The 20,691-nt window shown below is 67.6% G+C and carries 19 protein-coding genes; 8 read left to right on the forward strand and 11 right to left on the reverse strand.

The window, feature by feature from the left end; genetic code table 11:
• Window positions 1-15 precede the first annotated feature (15 nt).
• The 5 genes from BQ2383_RS01910 to BQ2383_RS01930 form a co-directional block, all read right to left on the reverse strand.
• Window positions 16-1,395, reverse strand: a complete 1,380-nt coding sequence (locus BQ2383_RS01910) for a flavin monoamine oxidase family protein (RefSeq protein WP_279627344.1) — start codon at window positions 1,393-1,395, stop codon at window positions 16-18.
• 124 nt (window positions 1,396-1,519) lie between these two features.
• Window positions 1,520-2,332 carry an ABC transporter permease gene (locus tag BQ2383_RS01915; protein ID WP_091028521.1) on the reverse strand — a complete coding sequence of 271 codons (813 nt, stop codon included), beginning with the start codon at window positions 2,330-2,332 and terminating at the stop codon, window positions 1,520-1,522.
• A 7-nt stretch (window positions 2,333-2,339) separates the two neighbouring features.
• Entirely contained in the window at window positions 2,340-3,167 is an 828-nt protein-coding gene (locus tag BQ2383_RS01920; RefSeq protein WP_029262205.1) for an ABC transporter permease, read from the reverse strand.
• A 74-nt stretch (window positions 3,168-3,241) separates the two neighbouring features.
• Window positions 3,242-4,429 carry an extracellular solute-binding protein gene (locus BQ2383_RS01925; protein WP_091028524.1) on the reverse strand — a complete coding sequence of 396 codons (1,188 nt, stop codon included), beginning with the start codon at window positions 4,427-4,429 and terminating at the stop codon, window positions 3,242-3,244.
• 73 nt (window positions 4,430-4,502) lie between these two features.
• Window positions 4,503-5,570 carry an ABC transporter ATP-binding protein gene (locus BQ2383_RS01930; protein WP_091028719.1) on the reverse strand — a complete coding sequence of 356 codons (1,068 nt, stop codon included), beginning with the start codon at window positions 5,568-5,570 and terminating at the stop codon, window positions 4,503-4,505.
• 116 nt (window positions 5,571-5,686) lie between these two features.
• On the opposite strand from BQ2383_RS01930, the gene BQ2383_RS01935 reads away from it, so the two are divergent.
• From BQ2383_RS01935 to BQ2383_RS01955, 5 genes are read left to right on the forward strand one after another with little or no spacing between them, the layout of a single operon-like run.
• Complete coding sequence (locus BQ2383_RS01935; protein WP_029273944.1) at window positions 5,687-6,478, forward strand: FadR/GntR family transcriptional regulator; 792 nt, start codon at window positions 5,687-5,689, stop codon at window positions 6,476-6,478.
• 37 nt (window positions 6,479-6,515) lie between these two features.
• Window positions 6,516-7,217, forward strand: coding sequence for a cache domain-containing protein (locus BQ2383_RS01940; RefSeq protein WP_091028527.1), 702 nt, complete (start codon window positions 6,516-6,518; stop codon window positions 7,215-7,217).
• Between the two features lie 48 nt (window positions 7,218-7,265).
• On the forward strand, window positions 7,266-8,051 hold the full coding sequence (locus BQ2383_RS01945; RefSeq protein ID WP_091028531.1) for a DNA/RNA non-specific endonuclease: 786 nt from the start codon (window positions 7,266-7,268) through the stop codon (window positions 8,049-8,051).
• Window positions 8,052-8,078: 27 nt separating this feature from the next.
• Window positions 8,079-8,792: a hypothetical protein gene (locus BQ2383_RS01950; protein ID WP_091028534.1), complete on the forward strand. Its 714-nt coding sequence runs from the start codon at window positions 8,079-8,081 to the stop codon at window positions 8,790-8,792.
• 60 nt (window positions 8,793-8,852) lie between these two features.
• On the forward strand, window positions 8,853-9,872 hold the full coding sequence (locus BQ2383_RS01955) for a LacI family DNA-binding transcriptional regulator (protein ID WP_091028537.1): 1,020 nt from the start codon (window positions 8,853-8,855) through the stop codon (window positions 9,870-9,872).
• Window positions 9,873-9,941: 69 nt separating this feature from the next.
• Here the strand turns inward: BQ2383_RS01955 and BQ2383_RS01960 are convergent, their stop codons facing one another.
• The 3 genes from BQ2383_RS01960 to BQ2383_RS01970 all read right to left on the reverse strand — a co-directional run bounded on the left by BQ2383_RS01960 (window position 9,942) and on the right by BQ2383_RS01970 (window position 14,887).
• A complete protein-coding gene (locus BQ2383_RS01960; RefSeq protein ID WP_091028541.1) occupies window positions 9,942-12,170 on the reverse strand; it encodes an RICIN domain-containing protein in 2,229 nt (742 codons plus the stop codon).
• 106 nt (window positions 12,171-12,276) lie between these two features.
• Window positions 12,277-13,509: a family 1 glycosylhydrolase gene (locus tag BQ2383_RS01965; protein ID WP_244175859.1), complete on the reverse strand. Its 1,233-nt coding sequence runs from the start codon at window positions 13,507-13,509 to the stop codon at window positions 12,277-12,279.
• A 121-nt stretch (window positions 13,510-13,630) separates the two neighbouring features.
• Window positions 13,631-14,887 carry an ABC transporter substrate-binding protein gene (locus BQ2383_RS01970; protein ID WP_091028543.1) on the reverse strand — a complete coding sequence of 419 codons (1,257 nt, stop codon included), beginning with the start codon at window positions 14,885-14,887 and terminating at the stop codon, window positions 13,631-13,633.
• A gap of 246 nt (window positions 14,888-15,133) precedes the next feature.
• On the opposite strand from BQ2383_RS01970, the gene BQ2383_RS01975 reads away from it, so the two are divergent.
• From BQ2383_RS01975 to BQ2383_RS01985, 3 genes are all read left to right on the forward strand, one after another.
• On the forward strand, window positions 15,134-16,084 hold the full coding sequence (locus BQ2383_RS01975) for a carbohydrate ABC transporter permease (RefSeq protein ID WP_091028547.1): 951 nt from the start codon (window positions 15,134-15,136) through the stop codon (window positions 16,082-16,084).
• Window positions 16,081-16,935: a carbohydrate ABC transporter permease gene (locus BQ2383_RS01980; protein WP_091028551.1), complete on the forward strand. Its 855-nt coding sequence runs from the start codon at window positions 16,081-16,083 to the stop codon at window positions 16,933-16,935. The genes BQ2383_RS01975 and BQ2383_RS01980 overlap by 4 nt, the downstream gene beginning before the upstream one ends.
• 67 nt (window positions 16,936-17,002) lie before the next feature.
• Window positions 17,003-18,553, forward strand: a complete 1,551-nt coding sequence (locus BQ2383_RS01985) for an alpha-N-arabinofuranosidase (RefSeq protein ID WP_091028557.1) — start codon at window positions 17,003-17,005, stop codon at window positions 18,551-18,553.
• A 4-nt stretch (window positions 18,554-18,557) separates the two neighbouring features.
• Here BQ2383_RS01985 and BQ2383_RS01990 read toward each other — a convergent pair whose 3' ends face one another.
• From BQ2383_RS01990 to BQ2383_RS02000, 3 genes are read right to left on the reverse strand one after another with little or no spacing between them, the layout of a single operon-like run.
• On the reverse strand, window positions 18,558-19,646 hold the full coding sequence (locus BQ2383_RS01990) for an alkene reductase (protein ID WP_091028561.1): 1,089 nt from the start codon (window positions 19,644-19,646) through the stop codon (window positions 18,558-18,560).
• A gap of 38 nt (window positions 19,647-19,684) precedes the next feature.
• Complete coding sequence (locus BQ2383_RS01995) at window positions 19,685-20,182, reverse strand: MarR family winged helix-turn-helix transcriptional regulator (protein ID WP_091028564.1); 498 nt, start codon at window positions 20,180-20,182, stop codon at window positions 19,685-19,687.
• A gap of 53 nt (window positions 20,183-20,235) precedes the next feature.
• Window positions 20,236-20,691 (reverse strand): MarR family winged helix-turn-helix transcriptional regulator, encoded by a 456-nt coding sequence (locus BQ2383_RS02000; protein ID WP_091028567.1) that lies wholly within the window; start codon window positions 20,689-20,691, stop codon window positions 20,236-20,238.

Genomic DNA, 20,691 nt, shown 5'->3' on the forward strand with positions numbered 1-20,691 from the left:
CCTACTCCCGCGCCGCTACGACGCGACCAGCACCGCCTGCGCCGCTTCGAGCCCGCTGGAGTGCGCGCTCGCGACCGAGCTCTTGATCGCCCCGGCCCAGAACAGCGTGTCCTTCGCCGGCCGGTAGATCGTGTCCTGATCCCGCTCGCCGGTCGCATACGCCCCGAGGGCGAACTCGTCGTCGCGCCAGTCGTAGTTCGACGCGTTCACGTAGTTCAGCCCCTGGTCGCCGGCGAGCTTGCGCACTCCGGCGAGCGCCGCGTCGAGCCGCTCCTTCTCCGGAAGCGCGAGCAGCTCCCGCGCGCGATCCCCGGTGTCCCAGGCCACGATGAGCTGGCCGTCGTAGCCGGGCATCCCGGTGGACTCGTCCCAGAACTGGCAGGGCCCCTCGTCGTGCTGGTTCACCATGTCGAAGCTCTCCGGGCGCACCGGGTGGTCGAACTCGAGGATGGTCTTGTACGCGACGGTCTGCTTCACCGCGTCGATGGCCGCCATCCGGTCGTCCTCCAGCGGCGGCGAGAAGGTGATCGACTTCTTCTGCAGCACCCCGATGGGCACCGTGACGACGCAGGCATCCGCCTCGAATGTCTCGGATCCCGCCTGCACGCTCACTCCGGATCCGGAGTAGTCGATCGTCTCGATCGGCGTCTCCAACCGCACCTCCACGCCTTCCCCCACGGCGTTCAGGATGTCGACGTACGGCGCGAGCAGCTTGTAGTCACCGGCGTACCCGTCGGGCTCGATCACCCCGGTCTTCGACACCGTCAGGCAGGCGGTCAGCGTGTCGACGACACCGTAGGCCGGGTAGACGGCGAACTGCTCGGTGTCGACCTGGATTCCCAACAGCGCGAGCGGGTAGTTCGTCGGCGCGATGCCGAGGCGCTCCAGGTACTGCAGCGCCGACTCCTTCGCCGTCGGTTCCGGCAGCGGCACCGCGAGCGCGGGCGTGCCCTCGGGGAAGGCGTAGAAGTCGGGGGTGTCCCAGCCGACCCACGGCGTGCTCGGGCTGTAGCGGGAGAACTTGTTCTCGAACTTCCGCCCCTCGATCCCGAGCTTCTGCGCCCAGGCCCAGGTCTCGGTGTCCGGCCCGCCGTGACACAGCGATGCACCGCGCTCGTGCGGGATGCTCATCAGGGTGCGGTCGGTCCACAGGCGTCCGCCCACGCGGTCGCGCGCCTCGAGCACGATCACCTTCTTGCCGGCATCCATCAGCTCCCGCGCGGCGGCCATGCCGGCGGAGCCCGCCCCGATGACGATGACGTCGTAGGACCCTCCTCCGCTTCCCGCGGACGGCGAGGGCGATGCCTCGTCCGGCCCGCACCCGACGAGCATGATCGCGCCCGCCCCGAGCATCCCGCCCAGCACTGCACGCCGCGAGAAGACGACGTCACTCATGCGCTTTTCCATCAACGAACTCCTCTGATCGTGGAAGACCGAAAACTGCTGTGTGCCTGACTGCAGCCCCCTGCAGTCCCCCAGATCTGAGTGAGCGTCGCATCCGGCGACGCCCGCGTCCGCGTCAGTCGCGCTCGTCGACCTCCTTCCCGAGCCGCTGTGAGATCCACACCGGGATGAAGGACGCGACGATGACGACCGTCGCGACGACGTTGACGACGTTGGCCTCATTGGGCCGCGCCATCTGGTTCATGATCCACAGCGGCAGGGTGTCGACGCCGGGAGGAGCCGTGAAGATCGTCACGTACACCTCGTCGAAGCTGAGGGCGAAGGCGAGGATGGCGCCGGCGATGAGCGCGCTGCGGAACTGCGGCAGCGTCACCAGCACGAATGTCTGCCACGGGCTCGCCCCGAGGTCTTTCGACGCCTCCTCGATGCCGGGGTTCATCCGTCGCAGCCGCGCGAGCACGTTGTTGAACACCATGACGATGCAGAAGGTGCCGTGCGCGATGATCATGCCGTAGAACCCGACCTGGATGCCGATGGGCTCCAGGATCTGGTTGTACGTGTTGTTCAGGGCGACACCGGTGACGATGCCCGGCAGGGCGATCGGCAGCACCACGAGGAGGTTCACGGCGCGCTGACCGAAGAACGAGTACCGCTGCAGCGCGAAGGCCACGAGCGTTCCGAGGATCACGGCGATCACGGTGGCACCGGAGGCGACGAGGACCGAGTTCAGCAGAGCCGCGCGCACCGGCTCGCTGGTGAACGCCTTGCCCCACCATTCGAGCGAGAACCCGGTGACCGGCCAGCTCACGATGCGCGCGGAGTTGAACGAGTTGAGCACGACGAGCGCGAGCGGGATGTACATGAACGCGAGCACGATCGCGACGATGACCCCGAGGACGACCTTGGAGGTGCGGGACAGTCTCAGCATGCGCGACTCACATCCTTTCCAGAGCACCGGTGCGCTGCACGCTCACCAGGTAGACGACGACGAAGGCGATCGGCACGAGCGAGTACGCGGCCGCCAGCGGCGGGTTCAGGTTGATGTTCGACGCGATCACGCTGCCGATCATCTGCGTGTCGCCGCCGACGAACCGGGCGACGAGGTAGTCGCCGAGGCTCAGGGAGAACGTGAACACCGAACCCGCGATGAGGGCGGGCTTGATGAGCGGGAGCACGACCGAGACGATCGTGCGCCAGGATCCGGCGCCGAGATCGGCGGAGGCGTCGAAGAGGTTGGGCGGCAGTTGTCGGATCGCGGTGTACACCGGGACCGCCATGTACGGCAGCCACAGGTACGTGAGGGTGAGCACGACGGTCAGGATGCTGAAGCCGGGGCCGGAGAGCCCGAGGGGTGCGAGCAGCCAGTTCGCGAACCCCTGCTCGGTGAAGGTGATCCGCATCGCGAGCACCTTGACCAGGTAGCCGGCCCAGAGCGGCAGGGTGATCGAGACCGCGAGGAGTGCCCGCAACCAGGGCGAGGCGACCTTCGCCATGAAGATGCCGAGGGGGACGGAGATGAGCACGGCGAGCACCGTCACGGCGAGCGCGATCCCGAGGGTGCGCAGCGAGGTCGACAGGTAGGCCGGATTGACGAAGAGCTGCTCGAAGTTGCGCAGCGTGAAACCGGGCTTCACCTTCGAGGTGAAGGGGTCGGTGATCCAGAAGGCGGTCACGAGGAGCATGACCAGCGAGAAGATGTAGATCCCGATGAGCCAGCTCATCGGAAGAGCGAGGAGCCCGGCGATGCGGAGGCGGCGCTTCATGTCGATCCCGTTCGTGGTGGCGGAAGATCTGCGGAGGTGAGGGGCGGGCCGGACGACCCGCCCCTCGATGCGGCTCAGCCCTTGACCGAGAGCCAGGCGTCCGTCCACTGCTGGAAGTTGGTGCAGGTGACGTCGGTGCGGCCGTCGATGCACTGCTCGATCGGAGTCGTCCAGAACCAGACGTTCTTGAAGTACTCCTCGTCGGTGGCGTTGAAGTAGTCGCAGTGCGCCTTCGCCTCATCGCTGGTGTCGCAGAAGGCGGCGTTCGCGGGAGCCATGCCGAAGTTCATCGCGATCGCGCCGTTCACCTCCGGCGAAGAGGAGTAGTCCATCCACGCGTAGGCGCAGTTCGGGTTCTTCGACTCGGTCGCCATCATCCAGGCGTCCGACCATCCGGTCGAGCCCTCTTCCGGCAGCACACTCTTGAACTTGTCATCCTCGGTCAGCTTGCGCAGCACCTCCCACGACGTGCCGAGCACCGTGGTGCCGCCCGCGAACGAGGTGATCTGCGCCGCAGGGTCGGACCAGTACTCGGAGACGATGTCGTTCTGCTGCTTGAGCAGGTCGATCGCCGCATCCAGCTGCTTCTGGTCGAGCGCGTACGGGTTCGTGATGCCGAGGTCGGGCTCGTGCGCCATCAGGTACACCGCGGCGTCGGCGATGTAGATCGGGGCGTCGTAGGCGATGACCTTGCCCGCGTAGGGGCTGTCCTTCTCCCACGCGATGTCCCAGCTGGTGGGCTCCTCGGTCACGACATCGCTGTTGTACTGCAGGATGTTCGCGCCGCGGCCGATCGGGATGCCGTAGGACTTGCCGTTGATGGTGTCGTAGATCTGGCCCTTCATGCCCTCGACGATGTCGTCGCCGAAGTTCGGGATGAGCTCGAGGTTCAACGGCTGCACGTCGCCACCCGCGATCAGGCGCAGGCTCGCGTCGCCCGAGGCGGAGACCAGGTCGTAGTCGCCGGTGCGCATGAGCTGGACCATCTCGTCGCTGGTGCCGGCGACGCGGCGGTTCACGACGCAGCCGGTCTCGGTGGTGAAGGCGTCGCTCCAGGCGGGCTCGACGAATCCACTCCAGGCGACGATGTTGACTTCGCCCTCGTAGTCGCCGAGCTCCTCCTGCATGGCGATGTCGGGAACGTCGATCTGGAGCCCGCCGCCACCCTCGGCCGGCGTCTCCTCTCCGCCGGTGGAACAGCCGGACAGGGCCAGGGCGGCGACCGCGGTCATCGCCGCGGTGGCCAGGATCTTCTTACGCATGGATCGCTCCTTCGTGATCGGTGCTGCTGTGTTCTCAGGTGTTCGGGTGTTGCGGTGTTTCACGTGCGGTTCTTCAGGGAAGCCGGGCCGCGTGGTCGGGTGACCAGACGGCACGGACGTGGTGTCCGCGGGCGAGATCGTCGTCGGCGGAGTGGCGCGCGTTCGGGCGTTCGGCGATGAGGTCGAGGCCCGCGTCGGTCGTCACGAGGTAGCGGGTGGCGGGGCCTGTGTAGACGACCTCGCTGATGGTGCCGGTGAGCGAGACCTCGCCCGCGGCGAGCGCCGCATCCGGTCCGGTCAGCCGCATCCGCTCCGGACGCACGCTCATGGTCCGCCGGTCGCCGGTCAGGCTCTCGGCCAGCTCTCCGCCGATGAGGTTCGAGAGCCCGAGGAAGCGTGCGACGAACTCGGTCTCCGGGCGCTCGTACACATCCCGGGCGGTGCCGACCTGCTCGATCCGGCCGCCGTTGAACACCGCGACGCGGTCGCTCAGGGTGAGGGCCTCCTCCTGGTCATGGGTGACGAAGATGAAGGTGATGCCGACCTCGCGCTGGATCTGCTTGAGCTCGATCTGCATCTGCTCGCGGAGCTGCTTGTCGAGCGCGCCGAGCGGTTCGTCGAGCAGCAGCACCTGGGGGCGCAGGATGAGGGCGCGGGCCAGGGCGATCCGCTGCCTCTGCCCGCCGGAGAGCTGGTGCGGCAGACGGTCGGCGACGTGGTCGAGCCGCACCTGCTCCAGCGAGGTCTGCACCCGAGTGGCCCTGGCGCTCTTGCCCTCGCCGCGGACGCGCAATCCGTAGCCGACGTTGTCGGCGATGGTCAGGTGCGGGAACAGCGCGTAGTCCTGGAAGACGGTGTTGACCGGACGGGCGTGCGGAGGGGTCCTGGTCACGTCGACGCCGGAGAGGCGGATGCTGCCGGAGGTGGTGTCTTCGAAGCCGGCGATCATGCGCAGCACCGTCGTCTTGCCCGAGCCCGATGGACCGAGCATCGAGAGGAACTCCCCCGAGGCGACCTCGAGGTCGAGGTCCCGGACGGCGGTGAACTCGCCGAACGACTTCGTGACGCCGCTCAGGGTCACCGTCCCGTCGGGACGGGCGGCCTCTGAGGCTGCGGGTGCTGCGGGTGCCGTGGCGATCATCTCGCGCTCCTCGGTCATCGTCGAACTCGGAAGATTCCCAAAACATATAAACCCAGAGGTAATATGTCAACAGCGAGTTTCTTGGGTATGGTGAGCGCGGAAGGGAGAATCGCAGAATGGCATCGAGCTCGACGACGCATCCGACGCACGCCCCTGCCGACCCCTCCCCCGACGCGGAGCACGAGCAACCGCACCGCCTTCAGGGCGCGCTGTTCCAGCCCATCGGCGACGAGGGCAGGGCCGAGCTCGTCGAGCGCCGCCTGGTCGACGCGATCACCCGCGGCCACCTCCGTGCCGGCGAGCGCCTCCCCTCCGAGGCCGACCTCAGCAAGAGCCTCGGCGTCGCTCCGGTGACCGTGCGCGAGGCGCTTCTCGCGTTGCGCGGTCGCGGTCTCGTCGTCACCCGACGCGGGCGCAACGGCGGCAGCTTCGTCGCCGCACACGCCGATCCCCTGACGTTCGCGCGGGAAGCGGTGCGTCGCACCTCGCGCGTCGCCCTGCGCGATCTCGGCGCGCACTACGCCGCCATCACCGGTGCCTGCGTCCGCCTCGCGGCGAGGCGCGCCGACCCCAGCGAGACCCAGCGGGTCCGTCGTCGGATGGACCGTATCGACGAACTCGACACCGAGGCGCAGCGCCGGCTGCTCGACGACGTGCAGATCGAGATCGTCGCGCTCAGCCAGTCGGCGCGATTGACTCGCGAGCAGATGAAGCTCCAGGCGGAACTCTCGCCGTACCTGCGTCTCGTCGCGCACGAGACCGAGAATCTTCGACGGCAGGGCGCGCACCTCGCCGCCGTCATCGACGCCGTGGAGGCCGGAGACCCCGACGCCGCCGGGGCGAGGACCGAGCTCATGGCCGCCGAGACCATCGACGCGCTGATCCGGCTCCAGGCCGCGAACGGTTAGTTCCGAAGACCCGCATCGACGTGCACAGGAGGACGCGATGAACACAGCAACCGACACCGCCACCCAGGCCGCGGCCGCGATCGTGGAGGACTACTTCTCCGCGCCCGTGCGGGCCCTGGTCGACTGGGTGGGCCCGTTCGCCACCCAGGTCGCCGAGGCCAGGGCCACCGGACCGCTCACCCGCTCGAAGATCGATGCCCTGGTGCGCCCGCATGCCCTGAAGACACTCGACCTGCGCGGCGTGCCCGTCTACGGCGCCGGGTTCATCGCGGCGATCGATCTGCTCGCCGACGCCCACAGCCACCTGGCGTGGTGGCAGGGCGACGACCGGCGGCAGCTCGTGCTCGCCTCGCAGTCGCTCAACAAGGAGAACATCGACTACAGCGCGCTCGAGTGGTACCGCGTGCCGATGACCACCGGCGAGCCGCATGTGGCCGGCCCTTACGTCGACTACCTCTGCAGCGACGAGTACACGATCACGATCGCCGTGCCCGCCGACGTGGACGGACAGCGGATCGGCGTCGCCGGACTCGACCTGCTCGTGTCGGCGGTCGAGCGGGACCTGACCCACCGGTTCGCCGCGCTGGGCAGCGAGGTCACGCTGACGAACGGCGTCGGGCGCGTGGTGGTGTCGACCGACCCGCGATGGGCGACCGGCGACTCGGTGCGGGGCAGCGGTCTCGCCGACCTGCCGCGGGTCGCCTGCCCCACCGTCGCGCTCGATGTGATCGTGGGCTGAGTCGACCTGACCCGTGCGCGCGTCGGTGGCACCGGGCACGATGGGGACATGACCGACGGCTACGATCCCGACTTCCTCGGGGTGCCCCTCCCCCTGCCGCGCCCGGCGCAACCCGTTCGCCCGCTCCCCTATCCGCGCTTCACGGTGCTGCTCGATCCTGCGCGGCAGCTCGCGGCGGTGACGGCGGTGAACATCGACGGCAGGTCTCTGCAGGATCTCCCGCGCACGGGCGACTGGCGCCTCGACGAGCGCGCGCCCGCGACTGAGCAGACCGGACCCGACGTGTATGCCCGCAATGACCTCGACCGCGGGCACCTCGTGCGCCGCCGCGATCCCGGATGGGGGTCGGTCGACGCGGCTCGCGCCGCCACCGAGGCGACCTTCTTCTACCCGAACGCCGCACCGCAGGCGGCCGGCTTCAACCAGTCGAAGGAGCTCTGGCTCGGCCTCGAAGACCACGTGCTCGCGTATGCCGAGACCACGGATCAGCGGGTCTCGGTCTTCACCGCGCCGATCCTCGCCGCGGACGACCCGCCGTACCGCGGCATCCGGATCCCGCTGCGATTCTGGAAGATCGCCGCCTGGCAGGGGCCGGACGGTCTCGCCGCCGCTGGTTTCGTTCTCGATCAGTCCGAGCTCGTCGACACCCGCGAGGGCATTCTCGCCGTACCGCCGCTGGGCGCCTTCCGCACGTTCCAGGTGCCGGTCGCCGACATCGCCACCCTGACCGGCATCGACCTGGGACCACTGCCGGAAGCGGATGTGCAGGAGCGGCCCGGAGCCCGCGAGACGGGGTGGCGGAGTCTGGGCGCTGCGGACGACATCCTGTTGTGATGCGGGCTGAGGAGGCACACTGGACCGATGGAGTTCAGCGGAGTGGTCCCGACGGACGCGCCAGACCCGAGCATCGAGGCGGAGGCCCGGCTGCGGAGTCTTCCCTTCCCCGTCTTCGAGCTGCGGTCGCAGCCCGCGCTCACGCGCATGTCGATCACCGGCTTCACGGAGATCGGCGGCCCGGCGGGCACCGACGAGGTGTCAGCGGAGTTCAGCTACACGTTGTGGCGGTACCCCGACGATCACACCGATCCCCGCAATGAGATCGAGCTGGACGAGGCGACGAGGCGTTCCCTCGAAGACGAACCGCCATGGGGGCGTCCGGCCTGGCTGATCGAGCAGGTACAGGCTTTCCGGTATCCGATGCTGTGGGAAGCGGTGCGCACCACCTGGCGCGCTTCCCGCGCTCGCGAGGGCAGCACCCTCTCCGATCAGCTCGTCGCGCACACCAACCACATCCTGCGCAACCGATTCCGCGAGGAGCTCGGCCTGTCCCGGGATCCGCGCGACGACGACGATGCGTGGACCGCCACGATCACCGCGGTATCGGACACCTCGCTCGACGTCGACGGAGAACACCGCCCCGGGCTGCAGATCGACACCGACCCGTTCGTCTACAGCATCGGCTTCCGCGTCGACGAGCATGTGGTGTGCACGGCGGTGGTGCCGCGGGACGCCCTGCCCCTCGTCGACCTCTCCTTCACGCGCCTCTCGACGCCACCCCAGGAGCCTCACCCCTGAGGCTGCGAGGTGATTACGACGTTGTATCATCAAGGACGGTGATGACGTCTGGGAGGTCGTATGGCAGCCACCCTCCACGACGTGGCGAATCTCGCCGGCGTCTCGATCAAGACCGTCTCCAACGTCGTCAACGACTACCCGCATGTCAAGGAGTCGACGAGGACCCGCGTACGCCAGGCGATCGAAGAGCTCAATTACCAGCCGAACCTTTCGGCACGCTCTCTCCGCTCCGGACGGAGCGGCGTGATCGGGCTGGTGCTTCCCGAGTTGAGCCTCAGCTACTTCGGGGAACTCGCCGACGCGGTCATCGCCGAGGCGGAGAGACACGGTCTCGTGGTGCTCATCGAGAAGACCGGCGCCGACCGTGACCGCGAGATCGCCGTCCTGACGAGCCCACGCATGCAGCTCACCGACGGGCTCATCTTCAGCCCCCTCGGCATGGGTCAGGCGGATGCTCAGCACTTCGAGGTCGACTTCCCGGTGGTGCTGCTCGGCGAGCGCATCTTCGGGGGACCTGTCGATCACGTCACCATGCGCAACGTCGAAGCTGCGCAGGCGGCGACGGAACTGCTCCTTCAGGCCGGTCGACGACGCATCGCTCTCGTCGGCGCACACGTCGATGAGGATGTGGGATCCGCAGCCCTCCGCACCCAGGGCTACGAGCAGGCACTCGCCGCCGCCGGCATCGAGGTCGATCAGTCGCTCGTGCGGTACACGACGCTCTGGCACCGCTCGAACGGAGCCGAGGCGATCCGCGACCTTCTGAATGACGGCGTCGAGTTCGATGCCGTGTTCGGGCTCAACGACGCGCTCGCGCTCGGCGCGATGCGCGCCCTCCAGGAGGCAGGCCTCCGCATTCCCGACGACGTCTCGGTCGTGGGCTTCGACGACATCGACGAGGCCCAGTACACGCTCCCGAGCCTGTCGACGATCAACCCCGGTCGGGAGCAGATCGCCGCTCTCGCCGTGGAGCTGCTCCTCACCCGCATCCGTGACGGCGGCGGTCGGCCGTCGGACCCCCGCGAGGTGCTGGTCGACTTCGAGGTGGTCGTCCGCGAGTCCGCCGTCCCGTCGGACTGACTCGGGCCGGGACACAGGAGCGGAGCGGCCGATGTCTCCGACCGCCCCGCGCCCCGCATCACGCCTTCATCACTGGATGCCCTCCTTGATGAGGCGCCACTCCTGGCACGCCGCCCCGGTCGGACCCCACTGCTGCGCGACCGCCCCGTCGGCCGTCGAGCACGAGCCGATCTCGAGGAGCTTCGCACTGTTCGCGTTGGCGATGGTCCAGTAGCCCGCACTGTTGGGCGCCAGGTTCCAGCGCTGCGTGGCGGTGCCGCTCGCCGACCGCTGGACCGCGTCGGTGCCGTCAGCGGTGGAGGCGCCGGGGATCTCGAGGAGCTTCCGGCTGTTCTTGTTCACGAGTTCGAACGTTCCCCCCGTCGCGGGCTGCACCTTCCAGATCTGCGTGGCGTTCGCTGTCGGCCCCCACTGCCCGGCGGGGGCACCGTCGGTCGTGAGCGCGGACAGGATCTCGAGCACCTTGCCGCTGTTGCGGTTCTGCACCTGGAAGGTCGCCGGCAGGGTCGTTCCGCTCTTGTGGAGCTGAATCTGGTCCAGTTCAGCGAAGGTGCCCGAGTACGCGAACCGCACGGTGTTCGACCCGGCATTGAGGGTGACGGACTTCTGCGCCCAGAGGTAGCGCCCCCAATCAGCCGTGGCGGGATAGCTGATGTTCGTCGCCGTCCCTCCGTTCACCGACACCGCATGACCGCTCGTGGACCCCATCCCGTTGGCGTACCGGACATTGAGGTCGTATGTACCCGCCTGCGGAGCATCGACGGTGAAGGTCACCGTGCTGTCCGCGAAGTTGATGTTGCCGACCTTGCTCCCGTTCGAGGCGTCGCCGTGCGTCACGAGAGTGGTGTTCGTCCGCGCGGCGTTCTCCGCCTCGTAGGCGGTCGCCGTGAGCGGGATCGTCCCGACCCGGATGTCGTTGTAGAGGTAGGTCTGGCTGGGGTTCGACGGATTCGCGCGGTAGTTGTCGACGTTCACCGCCTGGTACAGCGTGCGACCATCCGGGCTGTAGTCGATCCCCTGCGCGAAGCCGGTGATCGAGCTCGGCCCGTTGAACGTCACGGCGAAGGGCAGTCGCTCCCACGGTCCGGCGCCGAGGTTGTAGTTGACGAAGAAGTTCTGGCCCCCGTCGAGGTTGCCGGCGGCGTCGAGTCCCCACTTCGAGGCGACGACGATCATTCCCTTCGGTCCTCCGGTGGGCACCCACTTCACCGTCGGGGACGATCCGATTCCGCGACCGTCGGCGAGTTCGACCGGCGTTCCCAGACTCGTCGTCGTTCCCCAGTTGAGGCCATCGGGCGACTTCTTGAAGAACACGGGCGAGGCGTTCGAGAACGCGTATCCCTGAGCATTCACCACTTCGTAGGTCGCGATGTAGGAGCCGTCGGGCAGCTTGTCCACCGTGATCATCCCTGGGCGATGCGTGGAGTCGGTCGGTGCGGACACGTTCGAGAGCGCGCCCCATGTCTGACCGCCGTCGAGCGAGCGCCGGTAGGAGACGGCCTGGAGAACGCCGTTCGCCTTCTGCCGTTCATCCGAGAAGTAGGCGACGAGACCGCCCCCGCCATCGATCGCCAGCGTCGGCTCCCAGACGGTCGTGGTCGTGGAGGTCGAGGAGGGGTCGTAGATCGCCGGCCCACCCGTGTCGATCGTGCTCACGTAGCTCCACGAGGCCCCTCGGTCGGTGCTCTTGTAGACGACGAGCTTCGTCACCGACGACGCGGCGTTGCGGTCAGCGGGTCTGATCTGGCCGGTGAGCAGGATCGTGCCGGCCGCGAGGTTTCCGGTCGTCTGCGGAACCTCGAAGAGGAACGGCTGTGCAAGGCGGTCGAGCTGCGTCTTGCTCTCCTGTCCGGCGGTCCCGGGGAACTGCAGCCCCGGGTTGACCGCCGAGATCTTCTGCCAACTCGTGCCGTCGTTGGTGCTGCGGAAGATCGGCCACTCCTGGTGGCATGCCAGGGCGGGGTTCGCGAGGCATGCCTGCGTGTCGGTCGTGGGGTTGGAGCTCGGGTTGACGTCCTTGATCAGACGCCCGTCGTCGAACGTGTTCAGGAGCGTCCCATTGGAGGTTCCGTTGTGCTTGAGGGCGATGATCTTGGCGTAGGCCGTGCCGGTCGCGTCTCCGCCCTCATCGTTGAACGACGAACCGTTCGGCGGGGCGTACACGAGCGATCCGTTGCCCGTCGTCACCGCCTGAGCCGATGTCGCGACGAATCCCGTCGCCACGAGTGCCAGCGTCGCGGCGATGGCGGACAGTCCTGCCAGCCTCCCGCGAGATCTCTGTTCCGATAACCGCTTCATTGCGTCCTCCGAGGTTGGGGTCCTGACGCGGAGATCCCCATCAGGATTTACATCGTTGTAAATGGAGAATTGCACAACGTTGTAAATCAGTCAAGAGCCGCGACGATCAGGCCCGGGTATGCCGCAGGAACGCGTCCGCGACAGGTGTGCGATACCGCTGGAGCACACCATCGCCGTCCTCTTCGAGCGCCCACAGTCCCATGGAGAGGCGGTAGTCCATCGGGTTGCCGTCTCCCGGGCGATAGGACCACTCGACCATGTCCGTGATGCACCACCATGTGTATCCGATGACGTCGACACCCGTCGCACGAAGATCCTCCACCGCTGCGATCGACGCATCCATCCAGGCGATCCGCTCTTCGACGGTGCCGGTGTAGCTCGTCTCGGTCAGGAAGACGGGCCGCTCGTAGCGCGCGGCGAACGACTCGATGACGTCGGCCAGCCCTTCGGTGCCGGCGTCGAGGCGCGGCCGGAGGTCGCGGGGACCCCCGGTGTGCACCACCCCTGCTTCGAAGACCTCCGTGGAGTGCTGCGGGTAGTAGTTGACGCCGACCACGTCGGGGATCGCCGTGTTCTCGCTGGCCCAGGCGAAGTCCTCGTCGGTGAACCCGTTCTCCCGCAGGTACGGCACGAGCGGGTGATCGCCGCCGACGCGTCCCATCACGAGGTCCTGCACGATGTATGCGCGATGCCGCAGGTGCTCATGAGTGTCGCTGTGCGCGGCGGTGTCGCCCGCGAACCGGAAGGAGGCCTCGACGTGCACGAAGTCGGCATCCGGATCGACGGCAGCGATCGCCCGCTGCGTTGTGACGATCCCGCGTGAGACCCCCCGAAGAACCTCGACGAAGCCGCGATCCCCGGAGCGGTACGGCGGCCACTGCGCGAACTCGCCGCAGTACATGATGTTCAGAAGCGGCTCGTTGAGCGGTGTGTAGTGCCGGATCCGACCTCGATACCTTTCTGCGACGGCGGCCGCGTATTCGGCGACGCGCTCCGGGTACTCCGGATTGACGAACTGATCCTCGAGCCAGAGCGGTGTCCCGTAGTGGACGAGATCGGCGATGAGCTCGATCCCCAGCTCGTCGAAGCGGTCGATGACTCCATCGAGCCACTCCCAGTCCCACTCTCCCGGCGCCGGGTTGACGCGATACCAGGGGATCCCCCACCGCACCATCTCGCTTCCGACTTCGGCGCAGTAGCCGAGATCCTCCGACCAGAAGCGGTAGTGCTGCATGAGTTCGTACTCATCCAGCGCACGCTCACCCGGCCGTGTCTGAGGGATGAAGGTGTCCTCCACTCCCATCGCGAATCGCAGGCGTCCGTCCTCGAACCAGTTCACGTCGTCGTCCTCTTTCTCGGATCCGAGGATCCGTTTGGCTCTCTCAGCCGGGTGTCGGGCGCCCGACACACGGCAACCCGCACCGATCGGGAGCGTCGGTGCGGGTGGTCGTGCAACGGAGTCAGCCCGCCAGGGCCGCCTCCATCTCTTGCTGCGCCGTGCGGAGCAACTCCGCGGGGTCGCCGCCGGCGAGCGCTTTCTGCGTGGCGGTGTCGAGCGCGGTGAGCACATCCGTGGACGGGATGACACCCGGCAGGAGTGCGGCACCGTACTGGGACTGCTCGGTGAGGGCAGACACGACCGGATTCTCCGCGACATCCTCAGCCGAAACCTCCGACGTGAGCGGGGGCCAGCCGGAAGCCAGCGACCACGTGACCATGTTCTCCTTCTGATAGAACCACGTGAAGAACTTCTCGGCCGCCGCCTTCTCCTCCGCCGATGCCTGAGCGGTGATGCTCATGTCGACGGCGAGAGCGGAGGCCACGATCCCATCAGGCCCGGCCGGGAGCGGAGCGATGCCGTACTCGATGCCCGATTCCTCGGAGACGGTGGCGAGCCACGGACCCCCGAGGGTCATCGCGACCTTCCCCGCACTGAAGAGTCCATCGGCGTCGGCGCCCGTGATGCCGGTCGGCGAGAACTTCCCGGCGGCGACGGCATCGGACCAATACGTGAGGGTCTCGACGTTCTCCGGCGAATCGACCACGACGTCGCCGTCGGCGGTCACGACATCGCCACCGCCGCTCTTGAACAGAGACGGCCAGACGCCGTTGCCCACGGTCGCGTTGTCCTGGAGGGCGAGTCCATACTGCTCGGGCTCACCGTCTCCGTTCGCGTCGACGGTGAGCGCGGTCGCGGCAGCGACCCACTCGTCCCACGTCGTCGGAACGGAGACGCCGGCCGCTTCGAACATCGCGGTGTTGTAGAACATCGTCAGCGGGGTGAAGCTCAGCGGAGCCCCGAAGCGCTCGCCGTCGACGATGCCGGTATCGACCGCACCGGGGTTGAGAACGTCCGAGGCACTGTCGCTCTCGTACCAGTCGTCGAGGGGCTGGAGTGCACCTTTCGACGCGAAGACCGGGATGTTCTCGGGAGGGATCGCCATGAGCTGCGGCCCCTTCTTCGCGGTCAGCGCCGGCAGAGCCGAGTCCAGGAGTGTCGCCCAGGGCTTGACCGACGGCGTGATCTTGACCTCATCCTGCGACTTGTTGAACTCGGCGACGAGGTCGTTCAGCACCTCGCCATCCGCTTCCGTGTAGCCGTGCCAGAAGTCGAGCTCGATCACTCCGCCCTCCTCGGAGGGGGTGCCGGCCGACGAGCAGCCGGCCAGGGCGAGCAGAAGGACGCTCGCGAACGCTGCGGGTAGTGCTTTCTTCATCAGGGGAACCTCCACTGTTCGACCACTCTGTCGGCGCGGAGGACGGGTGTCCTCATCATCGCTTTACAACGTTGTAAGTAAACGTTATAGAGGTTATGGTTCTCGATGTCCCGCAAAAAGTCAAGCTGTTCAGTCGACCGCCCCCATGGTCGCCCGCTCGCGATCATCCGACACCGGGGCGACGAGTTGACGAGCCGCCCCCGAGGTCCTTACTGTGTGGGTTACAACGTTGTAGAGAGAGTGACGATGACTGCCACGACTTCCCCACCCACCCGTCGCCGCCGTCCGCCGGCGCAGCTCGGCGGGCGCGGCCCGATCGGAGGCGCGGCGAAGCGTCGCCTGACGATCCTGGCCTTCCTCGTGCCGGCTCTGACGATCCTCGCTCTGTTCGTCTTCTGGCCGATGCTGTCTGCGCTCAGGCTCTCGTTCACCGATGCGAGCGGCTTCGGACTCGAGGAGTACGTGGGCTTCGCGAACTACGTCGAGGTCTTCACCGACCCCGAGATGCTCCAGGCGATGAGCAACACGGTGCTGTACACCGTCCTCTTCACGCCGGTGGCCGTGGTGCTCGCGCTCCTGCTCGCCCTCGCGCTCAACAGCCCGAATCTGCCACTGCGAGGCATGTTCCGCACGTGGCTGTTCCTGCCGTTCATCGTCTCCCTCGCCGTCGCCGCGTTCGCCTGGCAGTATCTGCTCGACCCGCAGGTGGGCCTCCTGAACTACTGGCTGCAGGCCTTCGGCATCCGCATCGGCAACGTGCTCCAGGATCCGGTACTCGCGATGCCGACCGTTGTCCTGGTCGCCGTGTGGAAGAACTTCGCGTTCTACATGATCGTCTTCCTCGCCGGGCTCCAGGAGATACCGAAGAGCCTGTACGAGGCGGCCAACATGGACGGCGCCGGCCCCATAGCCCGCTTCCGCAACGTCACCCTCCCCCTGCTGGGCAACACCACGGGATTCGTGCTCATCATCGCGACGATCGCCGCGCTCCAGGCCTTCGACCAGATCTATGTGCTCACCGGCGGTGGACCGTATCGCAGCACGCAGACGATCGTCATGCAGATCTACCAGTCCGGATTCCGTGACCTCGAACTCGGCTTCGCCTCCGCGGTGTCGTACGTGCTGCTCATCGCGACGCTCGTCCTGAGCCTCGTCCAGTTCGCCCTCTCGGGCCGTCGAGCGAAGGACGCCGCATGACCGACATCGCCCTCTCCCGACGCCGCCCGACACGACTGCGCGTCGGTCGCGGACTCTACTTCCTGGCGATGCTGTTCGTCACACTCCTGATCCTGCTGCCGATCCTCATCATCGTCTTCACCGCCTTCAAGCCGGTGTCCGAGGTCAACGCCTTCCCACCCTCGCTCGTTCCGGGGACGTGGACACTCGACAACTTCGAGCGGATCTTCACGGATCTGCCGTTCGCCCGGCTGATATTCAACAGCTTCGTCTTCGCGGGCGGAGTCACGATCTGTGCGCTCGTCTTCGATTCTCTGGCCGCATACGTGCTCGCCCGCATCGACTTCCGCGGAAGTCGCGTACTCCTCGTCGTGATCGTGGCGAGCCTGATGATCCCGTTCCAGGCGACCCTCATCCCGATCTACCAACTCGTCTCGGACTTCGGCTGGGTGAACACGTTCTGGGGCCTCATCATCCCCCGCGCGGCAGACGCCTTCGGGATCTTCTTCCTCCGCCAGTTCTTCCTCTCCCTCCCGCGCGATCTCGACAACGCCGCCCGCATAGACGGGGCTTCGGAGTTCCGGATCTTCCGCAGCGTCGTGCTCCCCAACGCCGTCCCCGCCCTTCTCACACTGGGCATCTACACGTTCGTCAACAACTGGAACGATCTGCTGTGGCCGCTCGTCTTCACGACGGAGCAGGAGATGGGGACCATCACCTCCGGGCTCACATTGCTCACGGGGCCCAGCGGGATCATCCCCTACGGCGTCATGATGGCCGGCTCCCTGATCGCCGTGGTGCCGCTCGCGATCATGTTCCTCTTCGTCCAACGACGCTTCATCGAGAGCGTCGCGAGCACCGGGCTCAAGTAGACCGACCATCCGCACGTCGGCCGCGACCCGCTCGTGAGCACCGTGAAGACCTGACCGAAAGGCAGAAATGACCGCCGCACGATTGACCTTCGACACTCAGCTTCCGGTCGGGGCTGTGAACCGCCGTGTCTTCGGCTCCTTCGTGGAGCATCTGGGCCGATCCGTCTACGACGGCATCTACGAGCCCGGGCACCCGAGCGCCGACGCCGAGGGATTTCGCTCCGACGTGAAGGCGCTGGTGTCCGAGCTCGGGGTGAGCGCGATCCGTTACCCCGGTGGGAACTTCGTCTCCGGGTTCCGTTGGGAGGACAGTGTGGGTCCGCGCTCGCAGCGTCCCGCCCGGCTCGACCTCGCCTGGCATTCGACGGAATCGAACGAGGTGGGGCTGCACGAGTTCGCTTCGTGGCTGGAGTCCGTCGGCAGTGAGCTCATGCTCGCCGTGAACCTGGGTACACGCGGCACGCTGGAGGCACTCGATCTCCTGGAGTACACGAACCTGCGATCTGGCTCGGCACGGGCGGCGGAGCGCGCCGCGAACGGCCGGACCGAGCCGTTCGACGTGCGGATGTGGTGTCTCGGGAACGAGATGGACGGCCCGTGGCAGCTCGGGCACCGCTCGGCGGACGACTACGGCAAGCTCGCCGCGCAGACCGCTCGCGCGATGCGGATGTTCGATCCCTCACTCGAGCTGGTCGTCTGCGGCTCCTCCAGTCGCTCGATGCCCACCTTCGGCGAATGGGAGCGCGTCGTCCTCTCCCACACGTACGACGACATCGACTACATCTCCTGCCACGCGTACTACGAGGAGAAGGGCGGCGATCTCGGGAGCTTCCTCGCCTCATCCGTCGACATGGACGAGTTCATCTCGTCGGTGATCGCGACCGTCGACCACGTCAAAGCGACGAAGCGCAGCGACCATGTCGTGAACCTCTCCTTCGACGAGTGGAACGTCTGGTACAACACCCGGTTCGAGACCGTGGACAAGATCACCGGTGCGCAGAACTGGCCCACGGCGCCGAGACTCCTCGAAGATGCCTACTCCGTGGCGGACGCCGTGGTCGTGGGCAGCCTCCTCATCTCGCTGCTGCGCCGGGCAGACAGGGTGACGAGCGCTTCGCTCGCTCAGCTGGTCAACGTCATCGCCCCGATCATGACGGAGCCGGGCGGGATCGCCTGGAAGCAGACGACCTTCTTCCCGTTCGCCGTCACCTCCGAACTCGCGACCGGGCTGTCGATCCCCACTCATATCGAGTGCGACCGGTATGAGACCGACACCTACGGGAGCGTGCCGGTCGTCGATGCCGTGACGACGTTCGACTCCCCCACGGGCAGCGTCGGCCTGTTCATGGTCAACCGCTCGCAGACCGACCCGGTGACCCTCTCCTTCGACGTCGCGGAATTCGGCACGGTACTGGAAGCGTCCGCGCGGACCCTCAGCGACGATGACGTGTACGCCGTGAACACGCTCGACGATCCGGAGCGCGTGACTCTTCGACAGAACGAGACACTGGTCATCGCCGATGGCGTCGCGGTCGTCGAGCTGCCGCCCGTCTCGTGGACGGCCGTCAGTCTCCGGGTCGCCTCGGCGGCAGCCGCCGAGGAGGGCGCGTCTCGGTGAGCCCTCAGACCCCGGCGCGCACGCTCTCCAACGACGGGTAGTCGGTGTACCCCTCGGCCGTGCGCCCGTAGAACAGCTGCGGGCGCGGATCGTTGAGCTCCGCCCCCTCACGCCAGCGCTCGACCAGGTCGGGGTTGGCGATCACGGGGCGTCCCGCGGCGACGGCATCCGCCCATCCGTCAGCGACCAGGGCCTCGGAATCCTCCCGCGTCGTGGCGACGCCGAAGCCGGTGTTGACGATCAGCGGAGCGCCTGCCGTGCGCCGAATGTGCTGCACGAGCTCGCTCGTCGGCGTGGCGCTGAGCACGTCGATGAAGGCGAGACCGAGCGGGGCGAGCCCCTGGGCGACAGCGGCGTAGGTCGCGTGGACGTCTGCGTCATCCTCTTCGAGCACGCCCTGGATGTTGTGCTGCGGCGACAGCCGGATGCCGGTGCGGTCGGCTCCCACCGCGGCGGCGACGGCGGCCGTGACCTCGATCGCGAAGCGGGCGCGGTTCTCGGGCGAACCGCCGTGGCTGTCGTCGCGGATGTTCGACACGGGCGACAGGAACTCGTGGACCAGGTAGCCGTTCGCACCGTGCACCTCGACGCCGTCGAAGCCGGCGACGATCGCGTTGCGTGCGGCCTGCGCGAACTGCTCGACGACCTCGGGGATCTCATCGAAGGTGAGCGCGTGGGCGACGGGAAGGTCGGCTTTGCCCACGGGCGTGTGCGTCTGGCCCGGTGCGGCGAGCGCGCTCGGGGCGACCACGCGCGGCTGCCCGGAGATCTCCGGGTGCCCCACTCGGCCACCGTGCATCAGCTGCATGACGATCGTGCCGCCCGCCTCGTGGACCGCTGCGGTGACGGGCCGCCACCCCTCGATCTGGGCGGGCGTGACGATGCCCGGTTGGCCCGCATAGGACTTGCCTTCGGCAGCCGGCCAGGTGCCCTCGGAGATGATGAGGCCCTGACCCGCGCGCTGCCGGTAGTACTCCGCCATCACCTCGGTGGGCACGCCGTCGTCATCCGCGCGGGTGCGGGTGAGCGGCGCCATGACGACGCGATTGGACAGCTGCAGGGCGCCGAAGACGGCCGGATCGAAGAGAGTCACAGTGGGAGGTAAGGCTCGGGGCGAGCCTCGTATTCCCCTCAGTTGCCGCCGAGGGCGGAGAGCAGGTCGGCGAAGTGGTCGAGGTCGGCGGCCGTCCACTTGCGCAGCCGCTCGCCGATGCGGCCCTCGTAGCGGGAGCGGGCGACGGCGATCCGCTCCTGCGCCAGGTCGGTGGCGACGAGGACGCGCGCGCGGCGGTCGTCCGGGTCGTGCACGCTCTCGACGAGTCCGAGCTGCTCGAGCTGGCGCACCTGACGGCTCACCGCTGACTTGTCGGTCTGCAGGTGCTCGATGATCGCGCCGGCCGAGGTCGCCTTGCCGGTCGCGATCGAGGTGAGCACCTGGTATCCGAGAGGCTGCAGTTCGGGGTGGACGGTCGCGGCGGCCTCGCGCCAGCTGATGCGGATGCGCGCGAAGAGACGACCGAGTTCCTGCTCGACCCTGGTGACGGCCTGGTCGAGATCCGCCCCGCTCAGACGACCCTCTTCAGAGGGAGATGCGGGGGTGTCGGCGGGGGCGTCGGACGAGGCGCTCATGCTCGCCAGTGTACGGCGAAGCCCCACTGTCGAACGCGACAGCGGGGCTTCACTCAGACCTCTGCGAGGAGTCGGAACACCTTGGACGCGGCCTGGATCTCGGCGGGCGTCAGCTCGTCGACGACGGCCTGCAGGCGGGTGCCGTACTCGCGGCGGACCTCGGCGAGCACTGCGCAGGCCGACGGGGTCGCGCTCAGCACCCGCAGTCGCCCGTCCCGCTCGTCCGGCCGGGACTCGAGAAGCTCTGCCTCCTCCAGCATCCGCACCTGACGGCTGATGACCGACTTGTCCATCTCGAACCGCTCGGCCAGCTCATGCGCGTTCGCGGTGCCCGCCCGAGCGATGAACGTCAGCAGCTTGTACCCGGCCACCTGCAGCTCGGGGTGCACCCGAGCTGCAGACTCCTTCCACAGCGACCTGGTCCTCGCGAAGATGAGGTTCAGGTGCGCCTGGAGGTCACCGAGCGCGCTGTCGACATCTGCCGGCTCGACCGCTTCGGGGGCGAGCAT

Origin of the sequence: Microbacterium oxydans, from assembly GCF_900095745.1 — a bacterium.
GTDB classification, from domain to species: Bacteria; Actinomycetota; Actinomycetes; order Actinomycetales; family Microbacteriaceae; genus Microbacterium; species Microbacterium oxydans_B.

What these genes read in the sequence shown, in the direction of transcription:
- BQ2383_RS01910 (WP_279627344.1), bottom strand. Translation starts at nt 1,395, where the DNA reads ATGAGTGACGTCGTCTTCTCGCGGCGTGCAGTGCTGGGCGGGATGCTC.
- BQ2383_RS01915 (WP_091028521.1), bottom strand. Translation starts at nt 2,332, where the DNA reads ATGCTGAGACTGTCCCGCACCTCCAAGGTCGTCCTCGGGGTCATCGTC.
- BQ2383_RS01920 (WP_029262205.1), bottom strand. Translation starts at nt 3,167, where the DNA reads ATGAAGCGCCGCCTCCGCATCGCCGGGCTCCTCGCTCTTCCGATGAGC.
- BQ2383_RS01925 (WP_091028524.1), bottom strand. Translation starts at nt 4,429, where the DNA reads ATGCGTAAGAAGATCCTGGCCACCGCGGCGATGACCGCGGTCGCCGCC.
- BQ2383_RS01930 (WP_091028719.1), bottom strand. Translation starts at nt 5,570, where the DNA reads ATGATCGCCACGGCACCCGCAGCACCCGCAGCCTCAGAGGCCGCCCGT.
- BQ2383_RS01935 (WP_029273944.1), top strand. Translation starts at nt 5,687, where the DNA reads ATGGCATCGAGCTCGACGACGCATCCGACGCACGCCCCTGCCGACCCC.
- BQ2383_RS01940 (WP_091028527.1), top strand. Translation starts at nt 6,516, where the DNA reads ATGAACACAGCAACCGACACCGCCACCCAGGCCGCGGCCGCGATCGTG.
- BQ2383_RS01945 (WP_091028531.1), top strand. Translation starts at nt 7,266, where the DNA reads ATGACCGACGGCTACGATCCCGACTTCCTCGGGGTGCCCCTCCCCCTG.
- BQ2383_RS01950 (WP_091028534.1), top strand. Translation starts at nt 8,079, where the DNA reads ATGGAGTTCAGCGGAGTGGTCCCGACGGACGCGCCAGACCCGAGCATC.
- BQ2383_RS01955 (WP_091028537.1), top strand. Translation starts at nt 8,853, where the DNA reads ATGGCAGCCACCCTCCACGACGTGGCGAATCTCGCCGGCGTCTCGATC.
- BQ2383_RS01960 (WP_091028541.1), bottom strand. Translation starts at nt 12,170, where the DNA reads ATGAAGCGGTTATCGGAACAGAGATCTCGCGGGAGGCTGGCAGGACTG.
- BQ2383_RS01970 (WP_091028543.1), bottom strand. Translation starts at nt 14,887, where the DNA reads ATGAAGAAAGCACTACCCGCAGCGTTCGCGAGCGTCCTTCTGCTCGCC.
- BQ2383_RS01975 (WP_091028547.1), top strand. Translation starts at nt 15,134, where the DNA reads ATGACTGCCACGACTTCCCCACCCACCCGTCGCCGCCGTCCGCCGGCG.
- BQ2383_RS01980 (WP_091028551.1), top strand. Translation starts at nt 16,081, where the DNA reads ATGACCGACATCGCCCTCTCCCGACGCCGCCCGACACGACTGCGCGTC.
- BQ2383_RS01985 (WP_091028557.1), top strand. Translation starts at nt 17,003, where the DNA reads ATGACCGCCGCACGATTGACCTTCGACACTCAGCTTCCGGTCGGGGCT.
- BQ2383_RS01995 (WP_091028564.1), bottom strand. Translation starts at nt 20,182, where the DNA reads ATGAGCGCCTCGTCCGACGCCCCCGCCGACACCCCCGCATCTCCCTCT.
- BQ2383_RS02000 (WP_091028567.1), bottom strand. Translation starts at nt 20,691, where the DNA reads ATGCTCGCCCCCGAAGCGGTCGAGCCGGCAGATGTCGACAGCGCGCTC.